The organism is Mesorhizobium maamorense (genome assembly GCF_044998965.1).
Taxonomy (GTDB): Bacteria; Pseudomonadota; Alphaproteobacteria; order Rhizobiales; family Rhizobiaceae; genus Mesorhizobium.
The window spans coordinates 5882588-5900018 of the sequence record NZ_CP173356.1 but is presented as its reverse complement, the minus strand read 5'-3'; the positions used below and the strand labels follow the sequence as shown (position 1 = coordinate 5900018).

Sequence of the window (17431 nt, the reverse complement as noted above, 5' to 3'; positions counted from 1 at the left end):
GTTGAGCCGGCTGCTCTGCCTTCGGTCTTAGTTTCCAGCCATCGCCTTCAGATTGGCGGCGTAGGCGTCGACGTCATCCTTGCCGATAATCTTGGTCGGGATGATGATGAGGCCGTCGGCCGGGATGCCCGACTTGTCGCCCTTGAGATAGGATGCCATCAGCTTCATGCCCTGATAGGCCCACTCGAAGGGCTGCTGCACGACGGTGGCGGCAATGGTGCCTTCCTTGACGCCGCCCAGGGTGATCGGATCGTCGTCGAAGCCGACGACGGTGATCGAGCCGAGCTTGCCGGCATCGCGCAGCGCTTCATAGATGCGCGGCGTATTGTAGGAGTAGAAGCCGACCATGCAGGTGACGTCGGGGCTGGCGACGAGCGCGTCCTCGACGTTCTTCTTGGCGCGGGCCTGGTCGATGTCGTCGCCGCGCACGTCGACGAGCTCGATCTTGGTGCCGGCCAGGCCATCCTTCATGCCCTGGATGCGCTCCTTGGCATTGTCGGCGCCGAGCAGGCCGACGAAGCCGAGGCACTTGCCGCCGTCCGGCATCGCCTTCTTGGCGATTTCGGCCGCCTGCTTGCCGGCGTCGACATTGGACGAGCCGATATAGGCGACGCGCTTGGTCTGCGGAGCGTCGCTGTCGGTGGTGAACAGCGCCGTTTCCGAGGCGATCTTGTTCAGCCCGTCGGTAGAGGTCTTGGGATCGACGGCCGAAACCATGATGCCCTTGACGCCGGCGGTGACCAGATCGTCCATCAGCCGCTGCTGGATGGCGACCGAGGACTGCTCGGGATATTTCAGCTCGAGATTGTAGTCGGGCAGTTCGCCCTGCGCCTTCTTGACGCCGGCTTCGGCCGCCTTCCAGAAGTCGGAAGCGCCGTTGACGACGAAGGCCAGCGTCGGCTTGTCGTCGGCGCGCGCGATCGTGCTCGCCGTCAGGCCGAGCAGCAGCGCCGCGGTGGCCACGGATGCATTGCGTATCAAGGATTTCATGTTCAACCTCCCGTTTTGGCCGGTCGTCGGACCGGCCGATCCTGCACTTGTCTGATTTGCCGTTCGCGGCTTGGACGCCCTCCTCCTCAAGGGTTCCCGGCACTGAAGAGGGCGTCGTTCCAGCCACGGCGACGGACTCTAGAGACTCATCCCCCGTTCGTAAATAGTCCGATTTGTCTGACATATCACATGTCCGCGACAAGGCTCGCGGGGTACTATCCGCTTGCCATCGGGCCATTCGCATGCACCGCGCCCCAGGGAAAACGGACGCGACGGACCGACGTTACAGCGCATTTTCGTATTAGTAAACGATATTAGTTGCGTTCGATGGCGACCGCGCCGGCGGTAACGCCGTTGGCTTTGCCGAGAACGCAAGGGTTTGGCGCAAAAGGGATAATCGGCTCATATGCTGTGATTTTAAGCTGCCCGAGCCCCTTAGCCAGTAGACCGGTCGCCGGCTAATAGATATAAGTCAGCCGATATTTCTATAAACCGGCGCGGCCTTGATGGTCGCCGGGCAGGCCGGACAGGCCGGGGAACACGAACAGCATGAGCGAGACCACCGATATCGCGACGGCAAGGCGCCGCAAGGCGCCGGTGAAGCCCAAGGGCCGGGTCACCATGACCGACATTGCGCGCGCCGCCGGCTGCTCGCAGGCGACTGTTTCCTTCGTGCTCAACAATTCGCCTGGCATAAAACTGTCGCGACAGACGCGCGAGCGGGTGATCGAGGCGGCGCGCGCGCTGGGCTACAGTGCGCCGGCCTTTTCGGCGCTGAAGGCGCCGGCCACCGCCTTCGACGGGCTGGACGGGGTGATCGGCTTCGCCGTCGACCAGCTCGCCACCAGCCCGGAAGCCGTCGTCGCCATCGAGGGCGCGCGCCAGGCCTCGTGGAACGCCGGCAACGTGCTTCTGGTGGCGCAGACCATGGGCGACGCCGTGATGGAGCCGCGCGCCATAGAGGCGCTGACCAGGCGGGGCATTTCGGCGCTGATCTACATGACCATCTTCACCCGCGAGATCACGGCGCCCGACTTCCTCTACAGCCTCGACATCCCGGTGATCCTGCTCAACTGCTACACGTCGGATTATGCCTTCCCCGCCGTGGTGCCCTCCGAGATCGCCGGCGGCCAGAACTCCACCCGGCACCTGATCAGCCATGGCCACCGCCGCATCGCCACCATCACCGGCGAGCTCTGGATGCAGGCGGCACAGGACCGCCTGAAGGGCTACCGCCGCGCGCTTGCCACCGCCGACATCCCCTTCGATCCCGAACTGGTGGTCGAGGGCGACTGGTCGGCAAGTGCCGGCTATGCCGCGACCGTCAAGCTCCTGGCGCTGAAGGACCGCCCGACCGCCATCTTCTGCCAGAACGACCGCACTGCGATCGGCTGCTACGAAGCGCTGAAGGAAGCCGGCCTGCACATCCCGCAAGACATCTCAGTGGTCGGCTACGACGACGAGGAAATCGCCAGGCATCTGTTCCCGCCGCTGACCACCTCGATCCTGCCGCATATGGCGATGGGCCAATGGGCGATCGAACAGCTCGAGGCGCCGGCGATGGTGGGACGGGCGCGCTATCCCATCACCAAGCTGGAATGTCCGCTGGTGGAGAGGGAGAGCGTGCGGGCCGTGGCAGGCTGACCGACCCGGCCGACAAGGCAAGCATTTGGGCGATGAAAACCGGCGCCGCGAGCGCCGGCCGGCCACGGACTTTCCCGCTGCCGGGGCAGCCAGGCGTGCCCTTTCAATTGGCACAGCAAGCGGTCTGGCCGCCGGCCCCGAGGCCGCGAAGGCGTGAAAAATGCCGGCCAGCGACGCCGCGAGAGCCCTATTGCGCCAAGATTCGAGGACATTTGTTCCAAGCGCGGCGTGTTGGTTGAACAGATTGGGTTGCAGGCATAGCCTTGCGTCGTCCACCGGGGCTCGCCTCGAGCTTGCGGGGGCAACAGGCGGCGGATCGCGGCGTGCCGCTGATCGAGGAGACGAACATGCAGCTCGAACAATCCCTTGCCGGCATGCGCCGGCGCGACCTTCTCAAAATGATCGGCATTACGGCGGGCAGCGCCGCAATGTACCAGGCCATGACCAGCATGGGGCTGGCGGCAGAGTCCGATTACAAGGGACCGATCAAGCTCGAAGGCGACCCGAAAGGCGCTTCGGTGCTCGTCCTGGGCGCCGGCCTTGCCGGCATGCTGGCGGCGCTGGAACTGCGCCAGGCCGGCTACAAGGTGAAGATCCTCGAATACAATGCCCGCGCCGGCGGCCGCAACTGGACGATACGCGGCGGCGACACCGTCACCGAACTCGGCGGCTACACGCAGAAATGCGAGTTCGACGAGGGGCTCTACCTCAATCCCGGCCCCTGGCGCATCCCTTACCATCACAACGGGCTGTTGGCCTATTGCCGGAGGCTCGGGGTGACGCTGGAGCCGTTCCAGCAGACCAACCACAACGCCCTGCTGCACTCGACGGAGGCCTTCGGCGGCAAGCCCAAGCGGGTGCGCGAGATCGAGACCGACTTCAAGGGCCACACTTCGGAGCTGCTGGCCAAGGTGGCCAAGAAGGGCCAGTTGGAAGGGCTCGTCTCCAAGGAGGACCAGGAGGTGCTGCTCGAGGCGCTGCAGTCCTGGGGCGCGCTGGACAAGGACTACAGCTACAAATCCAGCCTCGCGACCGCCGAATTCCGCGGCTACGAGAAGGAGCCGGGCGGCGGCATCGGCGCCGAGCCGGTGGCGGGTCAGATCATCGGCGCGTCCGACGTGCTGAATTCGCGCCTGTGGGGCAGCCTCGCCAACTTCTCGCTCTACGAATTCCAGACCACCATGTTCCAGCCGGTCGGCGGCATGGGCAGGATCGGCGAAGCCTTCGCCAAGCAGGTCGGCGACCTCATCACCTACAATGCCAAGGTCACCAAGATCGCCCAGAACGACAAGGGCGTGACGGTGACCTATGAGGACGCGAAAAACCCCGGAACCGCCCAGGAAGCCAGCGCCGACTGGTGCGTGTGCACCATTCCGCTCACCATCCTCAGCCAGATCGAAATCCAGGTCGGCGGCGCCATGCAGGCGGCGATCGGGGCGGTGCCCTATGCGTCCTCGGTCAAGGTCGGCCTGCAGATGAAGCGCCGTTTCTGGGAGGAGGACGAATCGATCTTCGGCGGCGTCAGCTACACCAACTTGCCCATTTCGCAGATCTCCTACCCCAGCACCGGCTTCAACGCCGGCGGCAAGGGCGTGCTGCTCGGCTGCTACACATGGAACGGACCGAACTCCTACGAATTCACCGCCATGACCCCGCAGGAGCGCGTGCAGAAGGCGGTGGAATACGGCGCGCAGCTCCACCCGCAATACAAACAGGAGTTCGAGACCGGCGTTTCCTGGGCATGGCACCGCTCGCCCTTCACCCTTGGCTGCGCGGGCGACTGGACCGAAGAGGCGCGCAAGGAGCATTACGACAATCTGTGCCAGATCGACGGCCGCATCGTGCTGGCCGGCGAGCATGCCTCCTACATTCCCGCCTGGCAGGAGGGCGCGATCCTGTCCTCGCTCAACGCCATCACCCGCCTGCATCAGCGCGTCATGCAGGGATGAGGCCATGCCGATTCCTTCGTTCACCCCGTATCCCGCGAGGCATCCCATCATGAGCAGCTCCTTCAAAAGACCCTGCGGTCTCATCGCCGCCATGGCCGTCGCCATGGCGTTCACGGCCCCCGGCGCGTTCGCCGATTCGGCCGGCGTCACGTTCAGCCAGGGCGATAATTTCACCGAAAAGGACGGCGCGGCGCTCTATGCCAATGTCTGCGCCGCCTGCCACCTGGACAAGGGGCAAGGCGCGGTCGGCGCCGGCCACTATCCGGCGCTGGCCAAGAACAAGAACCTGGAGACCGGCGGCTATCCGGTAAGCCTCGTCCTGCACGGGCAAAACGGCATGCCGCCGGTGGGGCAGATGATGAGCGACGACCAGGTCGCTGCCGTGGTCAACTATGTCAGGACGCATTTCGGCAACGACTACAAGGATGCCGTGACGGCGCAAGACGTGAAGGATGTCCGCTGATTGCGGATGTCGCCCGCACATGCGGCAACGCAAACCGCGCGGCGGGCATTTTGGCGCTCGCCGCCCTCTCGAATGGAAGGAAACGGGTCATGAAACCATCGATCGGGAAATCATGGATTGGGGCCGCCGTGCTGGCAGCGGGAATGCTGGCGGCCGGCGCGGCCGTGGCCGACGACGTCGTTCGCCACAAGATTCCGAATTCGGATTTTCCGATCCTGCGCGCCGTCGAGGTGCCGGCCGGTAAGACCACGGTCTATCTCAGCGGCGCCGTGCCGTCGGTCATCGACGAGAAGGCCGACAAGGCGACGATCGCCGCCTATGGCGACACCGAGGCCCAGACCGGCTCGGTGCTGAAGTCGATCGACAAGACGCTGGCCGATCTCGGCCTGAAGATGGGCGACGTCGTCAAGATGCAGGTCTTCCTGGTCGGCGATTCCGCCAAGGGCGGCAAGATGGATTTCGCCGGTTTCATGAAAGGCTACACGAAGTTTTTCGGCACCAAGGACCAGCCGAACCTGCCGACGCGTTCGGTGGTGCAGGTCGCGGGCCTTGCCGGTCCCGGCTTCCTGGTCGAAATCGAGGTGACCGCCGTGCGGCCCTGAAGCCGGGCGTTCGGCCAGCCCGTTGCGCCAGGATGCCGAACGGGCTGGCGAGGCGCGGATCCGGCGGGCCGGGAATCGTACGGTTGAAGTGACCTTCAGGCACCCACCGAAAGGCGGAGCTGGGCGATGTTGACCCGCCAGTGAGGGCTAAACCGCGCGGAGCCCACGCCCAGGCACTAGCCATTCGTCGAATGCAGGTTGCGCGACCGCGGACGGAAAACCGCCTCACACCTTTCCCGGAATTGCCCTAGCCTCGCCTCTTCAGCGCAGGGAGAGCGAGATGACATCAAGTTTCACCGTTCATGACGCCAGCGGATATGAGCAGCTCATGGGCCGCTGGAGCCGCAAGCTCGCGCCCAAATTCATCGACTTCGCCGGGCTTGCCCGCGGCGAAAAGATCCTCGACGTCGGCTGCGGCACCGGCAGCCTGACATTCGAGCTGGCCAAATCCGCCGACCTCGCGGCGATCGCGGCAATCGACTTTTCGCCCGTCTTCGTCGAGGCGGCGAAGCGGCGCAACACCGACCCGCGCATCGAAATCCAGCAAGCCGACGCCACCGCCTTGCCGTTCGCCGACGACAATTTCGACCGCGCGCTGGCGCTGCTCGTGCTCCACTTCGTGCCGGAGGCCGGCAAGGCGGTGGGCGAGATGCGCCGCGTGGTGCGGCCGCGCGGCGTGGTGGCGGCCGTGGTGTGGGACCATCTCGGCGGCATGCCTGGCATGCGCATGATGATCGACACGGTGGCCGCGCTCAGCGAAGGCGGACGCCAGATGCGCAGCCGCTATTGCTTCCAGCCGATGATGCAGCCGGGCGAAATGAAGCGGACTTTTGTCGAGCAGGACCTGGCCGATGTGACCGAAACCGAGCTGATGATCCGCATGGACTACCGGGACTTCGACGACTATTGGGCGCCGATAGCGGCCGGCGAAGGTCCGCTCGGCAAATACATGATGACGCTCGATCCAGCCGAGCGGACGCGCAGCGAGGCTGCCGTCCGCGAAGCCTATGAGGCCGGCCGGCCGGATGGGCCGCGGTCGTTCGCGAATGTGGCCTGGGCCTGCAGGGGCGTGGTGCGGTAAGGGGCGCCGAAGAACCGCCAACCGCCATCTTCCGCCCAGGCCGGCCTCCATGAAGACGCACCGGCACTATTGCGGCAAACCGGCGGCCTGCAGCGCCTCGCCGAGGCATTGCGCCAGCGCCGGGGCGCAATGTACGGCGGCGAACTGCCGACCGTAGCGAAACGTCGGATGCAGCTCACGCACCCGCGCCGCTGCCGCCATGGCCTCGTCCAGCCGGCCGAGCTTGGCCAAGGCGGCGGCCAGTTGCACATAGGTGATGCTGTGGGCAGGATTGGCCTGCACCGACCTGTATGCGGCACGGCAGGCCTCGTCATAGCGGCCGCGCAGCAGGTGGCTCATCGCCTGGGCGTCGAAGGCGGCGAAAGCCCATGGGTCGAAGGGGCTGAGCCGCATCCCGCGCTCGCTCCACGCGATGGCCTGCTCCGCTTCGCCGCTCCAGCCAAGGATGACGCTGCCCAGAATGTAGGTCAGGGCGGATGACGGGCTGACGGCGAGCGCGGCTTCCAGGGCGGTGAAGGCAGCCTTGCGGTCATGTCCATCCATGCCGATCGAAAACCCCGCAAGGGTAAGCGCCGAGGCGTCGTCCTGCCCGTGCAGGATGGCCAGGCGGGCGTGGCGTACCGAAGCCTCGCGATCGGCTTCCTGCAGGCCGGCGCGAAGGAACAGGCAATGGTGGCACATGGCGGCGTTGCCATGGGCAAGCGCATAGGTCGGCTCGAGTTCGATGGCGCGTTCGAGCAGCACGAGCGCCTGCGCCACCCGCTCGGGCATGCCGGAATCCACGTCCGGCTGGGCGCGCAGCACGAGGTCGTAGGCATCGAGACTGTTGGGGCGCTTGCGCCTCACCCTCTCGATTTCGACACGCCGCAGGCTGGGCGCGATCGCGCCGACGGCCGCCAGCGCGATCTCGTCCTGCAGCGCGAAAATATCGGCGGAGGCGCGGTCGAAGCGCTCGGCCCATATGTGGGCGCCGGTCGAGGTGTCGATCATCTGGCCGGTGACGCGCACGCTGCCGCCGGCCCTGCGCACGCTGCCTTCGAGCACATAGTGGACGCCGAGCTCGCGGCCGACCTGCTTCACGTCCACCGCGCGCCCCTTGTAGGTGAAGGAGGAGTTGCGGGCGATGACGAACAGCCAGTTGATGCGCGCCAGGCCGGTGATGATGTCGTCGACGATGCCGTCGGCGAAATAATCCTGTTCGGGATCACCGCTGAGGTTCGAGAACGGCAGGACCGCGAGCGAAGGCTTGCCGGGCCATGTCAGCGTTGCCGCCTCGGGGCCCAGACCACCGATCGCGACCTCGGGGCCGACATAACGATAGCCGTGCCGCGGCAGCGTCTCGATCCAGCTTCCGCCGCCGGCCGCGCTCTCCAGCATGCGCCTGGCCGCCGCGATCTGCACCGTCAGATTGCTGTCCTCGATCGCTTGCCCCGGCCATGCGGCGTCGATTAGCGCCTGCTTGGGAACCGGCTTGCCCGTGCGTTCGACAAGCAGCGCCAGCAGCGCGACGGCCCGTTGGCCGAGCGGCGTCGGCTGGTCGCCGTGGAACAGGATCCCGGCTTCGCCGTCGATGCGAAAGGGGCCAAAGGCCAGGCTTGTTGCCATTCCCGAAGGAGATACCGTTTGCAATCTTTTCGCAATGATTTCGCAACGGCTTCACGACTGGCCGGCCGGGTAGAGGCATTCTGTGCCGGTGGCTGCGGGAAAAAGCAGCGAACCGATGGAGGATCAAATGAGCGCCGCCCCTGTCATCCGGATGCCCGACGAGAACAAGGGGGTCATGCTGGGTGGCCAGCCGATGGTGTTTCTCGTCACCGGCGAGGATACCAGACACACGAGCATGTTCGACTGGACCATACCGGCCGGCTTCGCCACCGGCCTGCATGTCCATCGCGTGCAGGAAGAAACCTTCTATGTGCTTGACGGCGAATGTGTCTGGCACGTCGGGGCGGAGGTGATCCGGGCGACCCCGGGCACCTTCCTGTTCATTCCGCCCGGCGTGCGGCACAACATCACCAATGTCGGCGAAAAACCGGCCCGCGTGCTGATGACCGTCTCGCCGCCCGGGCATGAGCACTATTTCGAAGACCTTGCGAGGCTCGCCGCAAAGGGCTCCCCGGATCCGAACGCGCTTGCCGAACTGCGGAACCGCTACGACACCGACCAGATTTCTACGTTGACGACGAGTGCATAGGCGCAGTTGGTCGACAGGGGTAGTTGGCCTGCCTCCGGCGCAACTGTGACCTCCGGTGGCTGCGATGTCCGGACACAGCGAAGATGATCTCCACGGCCGAGAGGTGGCCCTCCAACGCGGGGAACCCTGCATCTGGATAAAAGCGAGCAGTGGTCTAATCTCCCTCGGGATTCCGACGTCTTTCGCAGGGGATACCCGAATGGCACTTGGCGGACCGCGCCCGACTTGGCTTACTTTCGACTGCTACGGCACGCTGATCCAATGGGATGAAGGGCTGATGGCCGCGATGGAGACGATCCTGTCGCGCAAGGGCCGCAGGATCGAGGCGCAGACATTCATCCCGGTCTACGACCGGCACGAACACCAGCTCGAGCATACCAGGCCGCACCTCTCCTTCGCCGAGGTGACGGCCAAGGCGCTGCAGCTGGCGATGCGGGATTTTTCGCTGGAAGCGGAAGCCGGCGACGCCGAACTGCTGACATCCTCGATCGGCCGCATGCCGCCCTTCCCGGAGGTCGTCGCGACGCTGCAAAAGCTGAAGCAAGCCGGCTTCAAGCTGGCGATCATCTCCAACACCGACGACGCCATCATCGCCGGCAATGTCGCGCAGCTGGGCGGCGCCATCGACCGGGTCATCACCGCGCAACAGGCGCAGGCCTACAAGCCGTCGCGGCAGATCTTCGAACACGCCTGGCGCACCCTTGGCGTGACCAGGGACGAGCTGGTCCACATCTGCGCCAGCCCGCACCTCGACCTGACCGCCGCGCGCGACCTGCACTTTCGCGCGATATGGGTCGATCGCGGGACGGGACGAAAGCCGCCGGCGGACTATGAGCCCGACGCGGTGGCGCACGGGCTGGACGATGTGCCGGGGTTTTTTGAGAGAGCTGGGTGGGTTTAGGATATCGGAGGGATGGGCGCGCAAGCTCGAACCACTCCAAAGCCCCTTCGGGCCAAAAGTGTTACCCATGTCTCCGGTATAAACCGTAACCTATGTGTCCAGAACGGACCCGTCGGAACTGGCGCACCCGACAGGATTCGAACCTGTGACCTCTGCCTTCGGAGGGCAGCGCTCTATCCAGCTGAGCTACGGGTGCTTCCCGGCGGGCCGGAAAACGAACCGGGTGAACCGGCAAGTCACGGCTTCTTAGCGGAAGCTGGCGCGGGCTTCAACGGGCAATTGGAGATTGCGCGGCGTCTCAGGGTTCGGGTGGCCCTCGTAGGCGGGAGCCTGTTGCGTACGGCGCTCCCCCTCTCCGTCTCGGCTTCGCCGAGCCACCTCTCCCCCGGGGGCGAGGAACCCAACACCCCTCACCCGCCCGCCTCACCCCGCACCGCTCGCCTCCTCACGCCTCTTGCCGCGCGCTTGGCTTTCTTCGCGCCGGTCAGCTCGTGCATGGCGTCGAGCTGCATCTGCTGCATCTCGGCCAGGCGCGTCCATTGGCGCGAGATGAGGTAATCCAGTTTTTCGTGCAAATGGCGCACTTCGAGCTCGGCCTTGAGGTTGACGCGGTAGTCGTTGAAGGAGCGCAGGCGGTCTTTCACCTCCTGGCGCTTCTGGCTCATCATGATGATGGGCGCCTGGATGGCGGCGATGCAGGAGAGCAGCAGGTTGAGCAGGATGAAGGGATAGGGATCGAAGGCGCGGTTCAAGCCCTCGAACAGGTTGATGGCGATCCACACCAGGAGCACGCTGGCGAACGAGATCAGGAACCACCAGCTGCCGCCGAAGGCCGCCATGTTGTCGGAGACGCGGTCGGCAAACGAGCGGTGCTCCTCGAACTCCTCTTCCGAGTTTTCCGAAATCGTGTCCTGCCTGGCGATCGATTCCACCACCTGGCGGTCGAGCTCGGAGAATTCGCCGTGCTCCTGCTGGAGCAGCTCCTCCATGTAGCGCATGCGGTAGCGGCCGAGCTCCTCGCGGCTGATGCGGGCGCCATGCGGCAGGTCCGGATGGTCGGAGCGGATGCGGTCGGCCAGGCTCGGGCGCAGATCGTCGATACGCACCAGGTCGCGCTTGCGGAATTTGCGGCCCGAGATCGCCGACGGTCTTTTCTTGGGCTTGGCCCGCGAAGCGCCGGGCAAGGCCGGCTCTGAGTCCGGCACCTCCGGCGTGTCGAAATGCTCGTCCGAAACCCCGTGCAGGTCCTCCCCGGCGGTCGGCGCCTCGAAATATTCGCCGCCGCTGTCATTGTCCGCCGCCTGCTGCTCGGACGCCTTGGGAACGGTGCTCATGATGCGGGCTCCTGCTGTGGTGGAAGACGATAGACCGATGCGGCGATGCTTAGCCAGCATCGCGGCGAATTGGCATGCCTATGCCACGCCTTGCGGACGATTGCGTGACAGGAAGGGGGCAGCGGGCCGCCTTTCGGGGCTCGCCTGTTAGAGAGACATTCGAGGTTCGCGGCGGCCCTATGAAATCGCCATCAACCCCTGGGGAAACCTAACGGGGGCGAAGCTCCGTCGCGGAGCCTGGATCCATTCCGTGACATTGGCCGCGGTGGAGCAGAATTGCGAACCGTTGCGGCCCTTGCCGAGTCGCGGCATGGATCCTCGCGCCGCGTCGCTAAGCTCCTTGGTCCGCCCGTCGATGACGAAGTGATTGGCCGGTGCCCTGGCGACGGCAACAAAAACCCGCCTTGCGGCGGGTGGCCGGCGCAAATCAGCACCATAGCGTGAACAGTAGCATAGTTGCCTTCACCCTGTCAAGAAAAAATTCCTATCGGGTCAAGTCGACGCCATCGCCCGCTTTCGAGCGACTGCGCCGCCCTCACTGTCCTGCCGGACATCTCTCCCCGTAGAACGGGGAGAGAGGGGCTGTTATCGCCGGTTTCGCCAATCACCAACGCTGCAAAAGGGTGCCGAGGTTGCGGCCAGCCCCTTCTCCCCGTCACTATACGGGGAGAAGTGCCCGGCAGGGCGATGAGGGGCGGCACCGACTTCGATAGTTGAGCAAGCTGGTCCGAAGCGAGGCAGCCCCGCAGTTCGCCCGCTCACTGCTGTTCGGCGTACATCACCCTGGTCGGGGCGTCGGCCGGCGACAAATTGCGCTGGATCAGCGCCTCGACATGGTCGTTGCGCTGGCGGGCGCTGTCGGCGCCCATCACCACCACGATCAGCTGGCGGCCGTCGGCTTCGTAGGAGGTGACGATGTTGAAGCCGGAAGCCCTGATATAGCCGGTCTTGATGCCGTTCACGCCGCGCACGCGGCCGAGCATGTCGTTATGGCCGCGCACCAGCCGGCCGCGGAACATGAAGTCGCTTTCGGAAAAATAGTGGAAATGCTGGGGGAAGCGCTGGTGCAGCGCCATGCCGAGCACCGCCATGTCGCGCGCGCTGGTGACCTGGCCGTCGTCGGGCAGGCCCGAGGCGTTGCGGAAAATGGTGCTGGTCATGCCAAGCTGGCGCGCCTTGGACGTCATCATGGCGGCGAACTCGTCCTCCGAGCCGCCGAGATATTCGCCCACCGCCGCCGCCACGTCATTGGCCGACTTGACGACGATGGCGCGGATGGCGGAATCGACGTCGATCGTTTCCCCGCGCCGGAAGCGCATCTTGGTCGGCGGCTGCGAGGCGGCGTGGTCGGAGACCGGGATCTGCGTTTCCTTGGAGACGCGGCCGCTCTCCATCGCCTCGAACAGGAGGTAGAGCGTCATCATCTTGGTCAGCGAGGCCGGATAGCGCTGGGCCCTCGAATTGACCTCGAACAGCTGCTTTCCGCTTCTGATATCGACGACGATGGCCGCGTATTTCTGCGGCGGCGCCGGCACGGCGAGCACAGAGTCCGGCGGTGTCGTGGTCGAGCAGCCCGCAGCCATCAGCAACAGGCCAAGGGCGACGAAAAGTCTCTGGACGAGCGGAAGGCGACGCTGGTTGGACAAGGGCAAGTCTGTTCGGGTCAGGCTGTTGCTGAGATGCGGCGAAGCTAACGTAACCCGCCAGCTGCGTCCATTTGGTTAATAGCGGTAGCCCCAGCTTTGTCTGCTTTCGCAAGCTTGCGTTCCAAGGATGATGCAAAATGCCGGTCGCGGCGCTTGCGCAACCGGTGGCGAACGGTTCTTGTTGCGCCTTCGGATTCGATGAGAGCGCTATGGATACGGTCAACCTCAAGGCACGCGGCATTTCGGTTTCGCTGGACACCACGGTAGGCCATATCGCCGACATGGTTGTCGAGGATGGCGGTCGCCGGCTGCGGCCGCTGCACCGCGCACCTTGGGTCGGCGCGCCACGCGAGACGCTGCCGGCCGACTTGCCCGAGGGCACGGTGCGGCTGTCCGGCGATTTCCTGTGCGCGCCGTTTTCGCGCAGCGACGTCGAGGAAGCACCGCTGCATGGCTGGCCGGCCAACAGCGCCTGGGACGTCACCGAAAGCAGCGCCGTGGACGGCGGCTGGCGAGCCGTTTTCCGGCTGCGCCGCAAGGTCATGGGCGCGACCGTCGACAAGATCCTGACGCTGCGCGACGGCCATGCCTTCCTCTATCAGGAACATGTGTTTTCCGGCAGCCACGGCGCGATCTCCGTCGCCCATCATCCGATGACGGCGATGACGGATGGCGGCCGGCTCGCCTTTTCGCCAAAACGCTTCGCGGCCTCGCCCGCCGATCCGCTGGAGCCCGATCCCAAGCGCGGCCGCTTCCTGCTCGCCTATCCCGGACGCACCAGCGATCTCGGCCATTTTCCCGCCGCCGGCGGCGGCACGCTCGACCTGACGGATTACCGCATGGACGACCGGCGCGAGGATTTTGTCACGCTGGTCGAGGCCGACCATGGCGGGCCGGGCTGGACGGCCCTGGCGCGCCGGGCCGAGGACGATCTGGTTCTGGTGCTGAAGAACCCGGCGGAGCTGCCGGTCACCATGCTGTGGTTCAGCAATGGCGGCCGCGACTACGCGCCGTGGAGCGGACGGCATCTGGGCGTGCTCGGCATAGAGGACGGGCGCACGGCGATAGGCCACGCCGCCTCGATCGGCGACAACTGGCTGACGCGCGAAGGCGTGGCGACGGCGTTCGCACTCGGCGAAGGCCCCAGCATCTCCTTCCGCCATGTCATCGGCGCACTGCCGCTGGCGGGCGGCGAGCCGCCGCAAGAGGTCACCACGGCGGAGGGCCGCATGCGGCTGGCGGGCGGAGGCTCGGTGCGGGAGGTTCCGTTCGATAGCGATTTCCTGCGCGTCGGGCAGGCCGCGGCTGGCTGAGCGGATTGGCTTCGAACGCCGGCTTTTGACATTTGACACGGCCCCTTACCCAAAATGCCGGTTTGAAATTTCCGACGAGTGCCGCCAGAATAACGGTCGCGCCAACCATCAGGGGCAAGCGAGGCTGCCATGTCCGAAATCGCCCATCTCGCCGCCACCATCTTCAAGCGCGCCGGCAAGGCTAAGCGCTTCATCGTCGCCATTGCCGGACCGCCGGGAGCCGGCAAGTCGACATTGTCGGCGAGCCTGCACGATCTGCTGCCGGAAGGCGCCGTCGAGGTCGTGCCGATGGACGGCTTCCACTATGACGACGTCGTTCTCAACCAGCGCGGGCTACGCGCGCGAAAGGGCGCGCCGGATACGTTCGACTTCGGTGGCTTCGAGGCGCTTCTGAAGCGCATCCGGGCCGGCGAGCCCGACATCGCCATCCCGGTGTTCGACCGCGGCATGGAACTGTCGCGCGCGGCCGCGGCGATCATCGGCGCGGAGACCAAATTCATCCTGGTCGAGGGCAATTATCTGCTGCTCGACGAGGAGCCATGGTCGCGACTGGCGCCGCTGTTCGATTTCTCGATCTTCGTCGAGGTGCCGCGCAACGAGCTCGAGCGCCGGCTGATGGAGCGCTGGCACGAACATGGCCGCTCCGAGGAGGATGCGCGCGCCTGGATCGCCTCCAACGACATGCCCAACATCGAACGCGTGCTGGCGCGGCGCCGGGCGGCCGACCTGGTGATTGGTTAACCTGCTTAATTGTCGGTATTTTTCGACGGGAACCTTAAGGGGTTTCGCACCGTTATGACCGGGAACTGATTGTCCTGCGTAAGGGGATTTTCCAATGGCAACCAAGGCAAGAAAACCCGCGACCGCCAAGACCAGGACGACAAAGACGACGCAGGCGAAAGCCGGCGCTGGTCCGGCGATCGCCGAACGTTCGAAGGACGCCAAGCCCAGCTTCGGCAAGGCCGCGCCTCGGAAGGTCGCGGCCGCGGCCGCAAAGCCGGCCAGCGCGCGCAAGCCGGCGCCAGAGAAATCCGGCGCCGTCCGCACCGTGGCAAGCGTCGCGGCCGGCGCGATGGTGGCGACGGCACGCGGCGCCGCTTCGCTGGCGGCTTCCGTGATGGGCAAGGGCGGCCCGAAAGCCAAGGCGAAATAGCCCAGCCGAGTCGGCCAAGGCTACGATATCCCGCCAGGGCGGCCGGGCCGCTTCAGCCCTTTGCCGGGATTGTCAGGCCCTTCTGCACCGCCGGCCGAGCCAGGCCGCGCTCCAGCCATGCCGCCACATGCGCGAAATCATCAAAGCCGACGAGGTCGCGCGCTTCATAGAAGCCGATCAGATTGCGCACCCAGCCGATGAGCGAGATGTCGGCGATGGTGTAGTCATTGTCCATGATCCATCGGCGGCCCTTCAGCCTGCCGTCGAGAACGCCGAGCAGGCGGCGCGACTCATCGCGGTAGCGCTCCAGCGGCCGCTTGTCGGCGATCTCACGGCCGGCGAATTTGTGGAAAAAGCCGACCTGGCCGAAGATCGGGCCGACGGCCGCCATCTGGAAGAACACCCACTGGATCGTCTCGTAGCGCCGCGCCGCGTCCGCCGGGACGAGCAGGCCGGTCTTGTCGGCGAGGTAGAGCAGGATGGCGCCGGACTCGAACAGGCCGATCGGCTTGCGGTCGGGACCGTTCGGATCGATGATCGCCGGTATCTTGCCGTTGGGATTGAGCGACAGGAATTCCGGCGTCCAGCTTTCGTTTTTGCCGATGTCCACATAGTGCGGCTCGTAGGCCAGGCCGATCTCTTCCAGGGCGATCGATATCTTCACCCCGTTCGGGGTCGTCGCCGAATAGAGCTGGATCCGGTCCGGATGCCTGGCCGGCCAGCGGGCGGTGATTGGAAAGGCGGACAGGTCGGCCATCGAGAACTCCTGGGCGGGGATTTCGCACCGAGCGGCGCGGTCTGGGTGAGATCGGCAAAGAATTAGGCGCAGGCCCAGGGATGATCAATGCGGCGTCAGGCGTTTGGCCGTGCACGCCCAGTCAACAAATCGAATGATGCCGGCATCGGGAGCCGGCAGATTGACCTGCCGGGCAGAACATGATCGCCGGGATCAGATCGCCTTGAAGGCCAGCACCGCATTGGTGCCGCCAAAGGCGAAGCCGTTGCTGATGGCGGCGCGCACCTTGCGCTCGCGCGCGACGTTCGGCGTCACGTCGAGATCGCAATCGGGGTCGGCCTCGCGGAAATTCGCCGTGGGCGGCACCACGCCCTCGCGAATCGCCATGACGCAGGCGATCATCTCCAGCCCGCCCGAGGCGCCAAGGCAATGGGCATGCATCGACTTGGTCGAGGAGACGGAAAGCGAGCGCGCGTGCTCGCCGAAGACGCGCTTGATCGCGGCGGTCTCGATCTGGTCATTGGCCTTGGTGCCGGTGCCGTGCGCATTGAGGTAATCGATGTCCTCGGGATTCAGCCCGGCGTCCGCCAGGCAGAAACGCATCGCCGCTTCCGGCCCTTCTATGGTCGGCGCAACGATGTCGGAGGCATCGGCCGAGAGGCCGGCGCCGACGATTTCGGCGAGGATGTTTGCGCCGCGCGCCACCGCATGGTCGTAGCTTTCCAGAATCGCCATGCCGGCGCCTTCGCCGAGCACCAGGCCCTGACGATCGGCCGAAAACGGCCGGCAGGTATCGGGCGACAGCACGCGCAGCGCCTCCCACCCCTTCAGCACGCCCCAGACCAGCGGCGCCTCGGTGCCGCCGGCGACCATGACGTCGGCGCGGCCGAGCCTGATCTGGTCGACCGCCGATGCGATGGCGTGGTTGGCCGACGAGCAGGCCGAAGTGACGCCGAACACCGGTCCACGCAGGCCAAGATGCATGCTGACCTGGCCGGCGGCGGCGCCCGGCATGACCTTCGGCACCGTGAAGATGCCGGCGCGATTCTTGCCCTCGATCAGGATGGCGCGGTAGTTCTCCTCGACCGTCTCGAAGCCGCAGACGCCGATGCCGATAACGGCACCCATGCGGTAGGTATTGTCCGCATGGGCGGCCAAGCCGGACTGCCGTAAGGCTTCGCGGGCGGCGATCACCGCCAACAGGCTGAAACGGTCCATCGACACCAGCTGCTTGCGCTCGATGCCATGGTCGGGCAGCGCCTTGATCTCGCAGCCGATCTTGACCTTCAAATCGTGCAGGAACGGGTTGTCGATGGGTCCGATCGCCGAGCGGCCGGCGCGCATCTCGGTCCAGATCGCCGGCACGTCTGTGCCAAGCCCGCACAAACCGCCGATGCCGGTAATGACGACGCGCTTGTGCATCCG

16 protein-coding genes and 1 tRNA gene are annotated in these 17431 nt (G+C 65.6%); 10 read left to right on the top strand and 7 right to left on the bottom strand.

Annotated elements, in window-relative coordinates; genetic code table 11:
• Positions 1-27 precede the first annotated feature (27 nt).
• The gene (locus tag ACIU1A_RS29525) at positions 28-990 is read right to left on the bottom strand and encodes a sugar-binding protein (RefSeq protein WP_140491278.1); all 963 of its coding nucleotides are present in this window, start codon (positions 988-990) and stop codon (positions 28-30) included.
• Between the two features lie 549 nt (positions 991-1539).
• On the opposite strand from ACIU1A_RS29525, the gene ACIU1A_RS29520 reads away from it, so the two are divergent.
• The 5 genes from ACIU1A_RS29520 (at position 1540) to ACIU1A_RS29500 (ending at position 6729) form a co-directional block, all read left to right on the top strand.
• Positions 1540-2634, top strand: coding sequence for a LacI family DNA-binding transcriptional regulator (locus ACIU1A_RS29520; RefSeq protein WP_404925939.1), 1095 nt, complete (start codon positions 1540-1542; stop codon positions 2632-2634).
• Between the two features lie 374 nt (positions 2635-3008).
• Complete coding sequence (locus tag ACIU1A_RS29515; RefSeq protein ID WP_140517787.1) at positions 3009-4583, top strand: flavin monoamine oxidase family protein; 1575 nt, start codon at positions 3009-3011, stop codon at positions 4581-4583.
• A gap of 49 nt (positions 4584-4632) precedes the next feature.
• Positions 4633-5046 (top strand): cytochrome c, encoded by a 414-nt coding sequence (locus ACIU1A_RS29510; protein WP_140561729.1) that lies wholly within the window; start codon positions 4633-4635, stop codon positions 5044-5046.
• An 89-nt stretch (positions 5047-5135) separates the two neighbouring features.
• Positions 5136-5648, top strand: coding sequence for a RidA family protein (locus ACIU1A_RS29505; RefSeq protein WP_404925938.1), 513 nt, complete (start codon positions 5136-5138; stop codon positions 5646-5648).
• 280 nt (positions 5649-5928) lie between these two features.
• Entirely contained in the window at positions 5929-6729 is an 801-nt protein-coding gene (locus tag ACIU1A_RS29500) for a class I SAM-dependent methyltransferase (RefSeq protein WP_404925937.1), read from the top strand.
• A gap of 66 nt (positions 6730-6795) precedes the next feature.
• Here the strand turns inward: ACIU1A_RS29500 and ACIU1A_RS29495 are convergent, their stop codons facing one another.
• A complete protein-coding gene (locus ACIU1A_RS29495; protein ID WP_404925936.1) occupies positions 6796-8334 on the bottom strand; it encodes a winged helix-turn-helix domain-containing tetratricopeptide repeat protein in 1539 nt (512 codons plus the stop codon).
• Between the two features lie 127 nt (positions 8335-8461).
• On the opposite strand from ACIU1A_RS29495, the gene ACIU1A_RS29490 reads away from it, so the two are divergent.
• The gene (locus ACIU1A_RS29490; protein WP_404925935.1) at positions 8462-8923 is read left to right on the top strand and encodes a cupin domain-containing protein; all 462 of its coding nucleotides are present in this window, start codon (positions 8462-8464) and stop codon (positions 8921-8923) included.
• A 199-nt stretch (positions 8924-9122) separates the two neighbouring features.
• Positions 9123-9824 (top strand): haloacid dehalogenase type II, encoded by a 702-nt coding sequence (locus tag ACIU1A_RS29485; protein ID WP_404925934.1) that lies wholly within the window; start codon positions 9123-9125, stop codon positions 9822-9824.
• A gap of 119 nt (positions 9825-9943) precedes the next feature.
• Here the strand turns inward: ACIU1A_RS29485 and ACIU1A_RS29480 are convergent.
• The 3 genes from ACIU1A_RS29480 to ACIU1A_RS29470 form a co-directional block, all read right to left on the bottom strand.
• Positions 9944-10020: transfer RNA gene (locus ACIU1A_RS29480), tRNA-Arg, on the bottom strand.
• A 214-nt stretch (positions 10021-10234) separates the two neighbouring features.
• The gene (locus tag ACIU1A_RS29475) at positions 10235-11158 is read right to left on the bottom strand and encodes a DUF1003 domain-containing protein (protein WP_404925933.1); all 924 of its coding nucleotides are present in this window, start codon (positions 11156-11158) and stop codon (positions 10235-10237) included.
• Between the two features lie 758 nt (positions 11159-11916).
• The gene (locus tag ACIU1A_RS29470) at positions 11917-12804 is read right to left on the bottom strand and encodes a D-alanyl-D-alanine carboxypeptidase family protein (protein WP_404925932.1); all 888 of its coding nucleotides are present in this window, start codon (positions 12802-12804) and stop codon (positions 11917-11919) included.
• A gap of 209 nt (positions 12805-13013) precedes the next feature.
• Here ACIU1A_RS29470 and ACIU1A_RS29465 point away from each other — a divergent pair, with 209 nt between their 5' ends.
• The 3 genes from ACIU1A_RS29465 to ACIU1A_RS29455 all read left to right on the top strand — a co-directional run bounded on the left by ACIU1A_RS29465 (position 13014) and on the right by ACIU1A_RS29455 (position 15270).
• The gene (locus ACIU1A_RS29465) at positions 13014-14117 is read left to right on the top strand and encodes a hypothetical protein (protein ID WP_404925931.1); all 1104 of its coding nucleotides are present in this window, start codon (positions 13014-13016) and stop codon (positions 14115-14117) included.
• 129 nt (positions 14118-14246) lie between these two features.
• The gene (locus ACIU1A_RS29460) at positions 14247-14858 is read left to right on the top strand and encodes a nucleoside triphosphate hydrolase (protein WP_404925930.1); all 612 of its coding nucleotides are present in this window, start codon (positions 14247-14249) and stop codon (positions 14856-14858) included.
• 94 nt (positions 14859-14952) lie between these two features.
• Positions 14953-15270 carry a hypothetical protein gene (locus ACIU1A_RS29455; RefSeq protein WP_404925929.1) on the top strand — a complete coding sequence of 106 codons (318 nt, stop codon included), beginning with the start codon at positions 14953-14955 and terminating at the stop codon, positions 15268-15270.
• A gap of 52 nt (positions 15271-15322) precedes the next feature.
• On the opposite strand, the gene ACIU1A_RS29450 is transcribed toward ACIU1A_RS29455, so the two are convergent.
• Both ACIU1A_RS29450 and ACIU1A_RS29445 read right to left on the bottom strand, forming a co-directional pair.
• Positions 15323-16027 carry a glutathione S-transferase family protein gene (locus tag ACIU1A_RS29450; protein WP_404925928.1) on the bottom strand — a complete coding sequence of 235 codons (705 nt, stop codon included), beginning with the start codon at positions 16025-16027 and terminating at the stop codon, positions 15323-15325.
• Positions 16028-16219: 192 nt separating this feature from the next.
• Positions 16220-17428, bottom strand: a complete 1209-nt coding sequence (locus tag ACIU1A_RS29445) for a beta-ketoacyl-[acyl-carrier-protein] synthase family protein (protein WP_404925927.1) — start codon at positions 17426-17428, stop codon at positions 16220-16222.
• Positions 17429-17431: the final 3 nt, after the last annotated feature.

Coding starts and splice junctions, on each gene's coding strand:
- ACIU1A_RS29455 (WP_404925929.1), top strand. CDS start 14,953: ATGGCAACCAAGGCAAGAAAACCCGCGACCGCCAAGACCAGGACGACA.
- ACIU1A_RS29520 (WP_404925939.1), top strand. CDS start 1,540: ATGAGCGAGACCACCGATATCGCGACGGCAAGGCGCCGCAAGGCGCCG.
- ACIU1A_RS29505 (WP_404925938.1), top strand. CDS start 5,136: ATGAAACCATCGATCGGGAAATCATGGATTGGGGCCGCCGTGCTGGCA.
- ACIU1A_RS29490 (WP_404925935.1), top strand. CDS start 8,462: ATGAGCGCCGCCCCTGTCATCCGGATGCCCGACGAGAACAAGGGGGTC.
- ACIU1A_RS29515 (WP_140517787.1), top strand. CDS start 3,009: ATGCGCCGGCGCGACCTTCTCAAAATGATCGGCATTACGGCGGGCAGC.
- ACIU1A_RS29495 (WP_404925936.1), bottom strand. CDS start 8,334: ATGGCAACAAGCCTGGCCTTTGGCCCCTTTCGCATCGACGGCGAAGCC.
- ACIU1A_RS29450 (WP_404925928.1), bottom strand. CDS start 16,027: ATGGCCGACCTGTCCGCCTTTCCAATCACCGCCCGCTGGCCGGCCAGG.
- ACIU1A_RS29475 (WP_404925933.1), bottom strand. CDS start 11,158: ATGAGCACCGTTCCCAAGGCGTCCGAGCAGCAGGCGGCGGACAATGAC.
- ACIU1A_RS29485 (WP_404925934.1), top strand. CDS start 9,123: ATGGCACTTGGCGGACCGCGCCCGACTTGGCTTACTTTCGACTGCTAC.
- ACIU1A_RS29445 (WP_404925927.1), bottom strand. CDS start 17,428: ATGCACAAGCGCGTCGTCATTACCGGCATCGGCGGTTTGTGCGGGCTT.
- ACIU1A_RS29500 (WP_404925937.1), top strand. CDS start 5,929: ATGACATCAAGTTTCACCGTTCATGACGCCAGCGGATATGAGCAGCTC.
- ACIU1A_RS29510 (WP_140561729.1), top strand. CDS start 4,633: ATGAGCAGCTCCTTCAAAAGACCCTGCGGTCTCATCGCCGCCATGGCC.
- ACIU1A_RS29465 (WP_404925931.1), top strand. CDS start 13,014: ATGGATACGGTCAACCTCAAGGCACGCGGCATTTCGGTTTCGCTGGAC.
- ACIU1A_RS29525 (WP_140491278.1), bottom strand. CDS start 990: ATGAAATCCTTGATACGCAATGCATCCGTGGCCACCGCGGCGCTGCTG.
- ACIU1A_RS29460 (WP_404925930.1), top strand. CDS start 14,247: ATGTCCGAAATCGCCCATCTCGCCGCCACCATCTTCAAGCGCGCCGGC.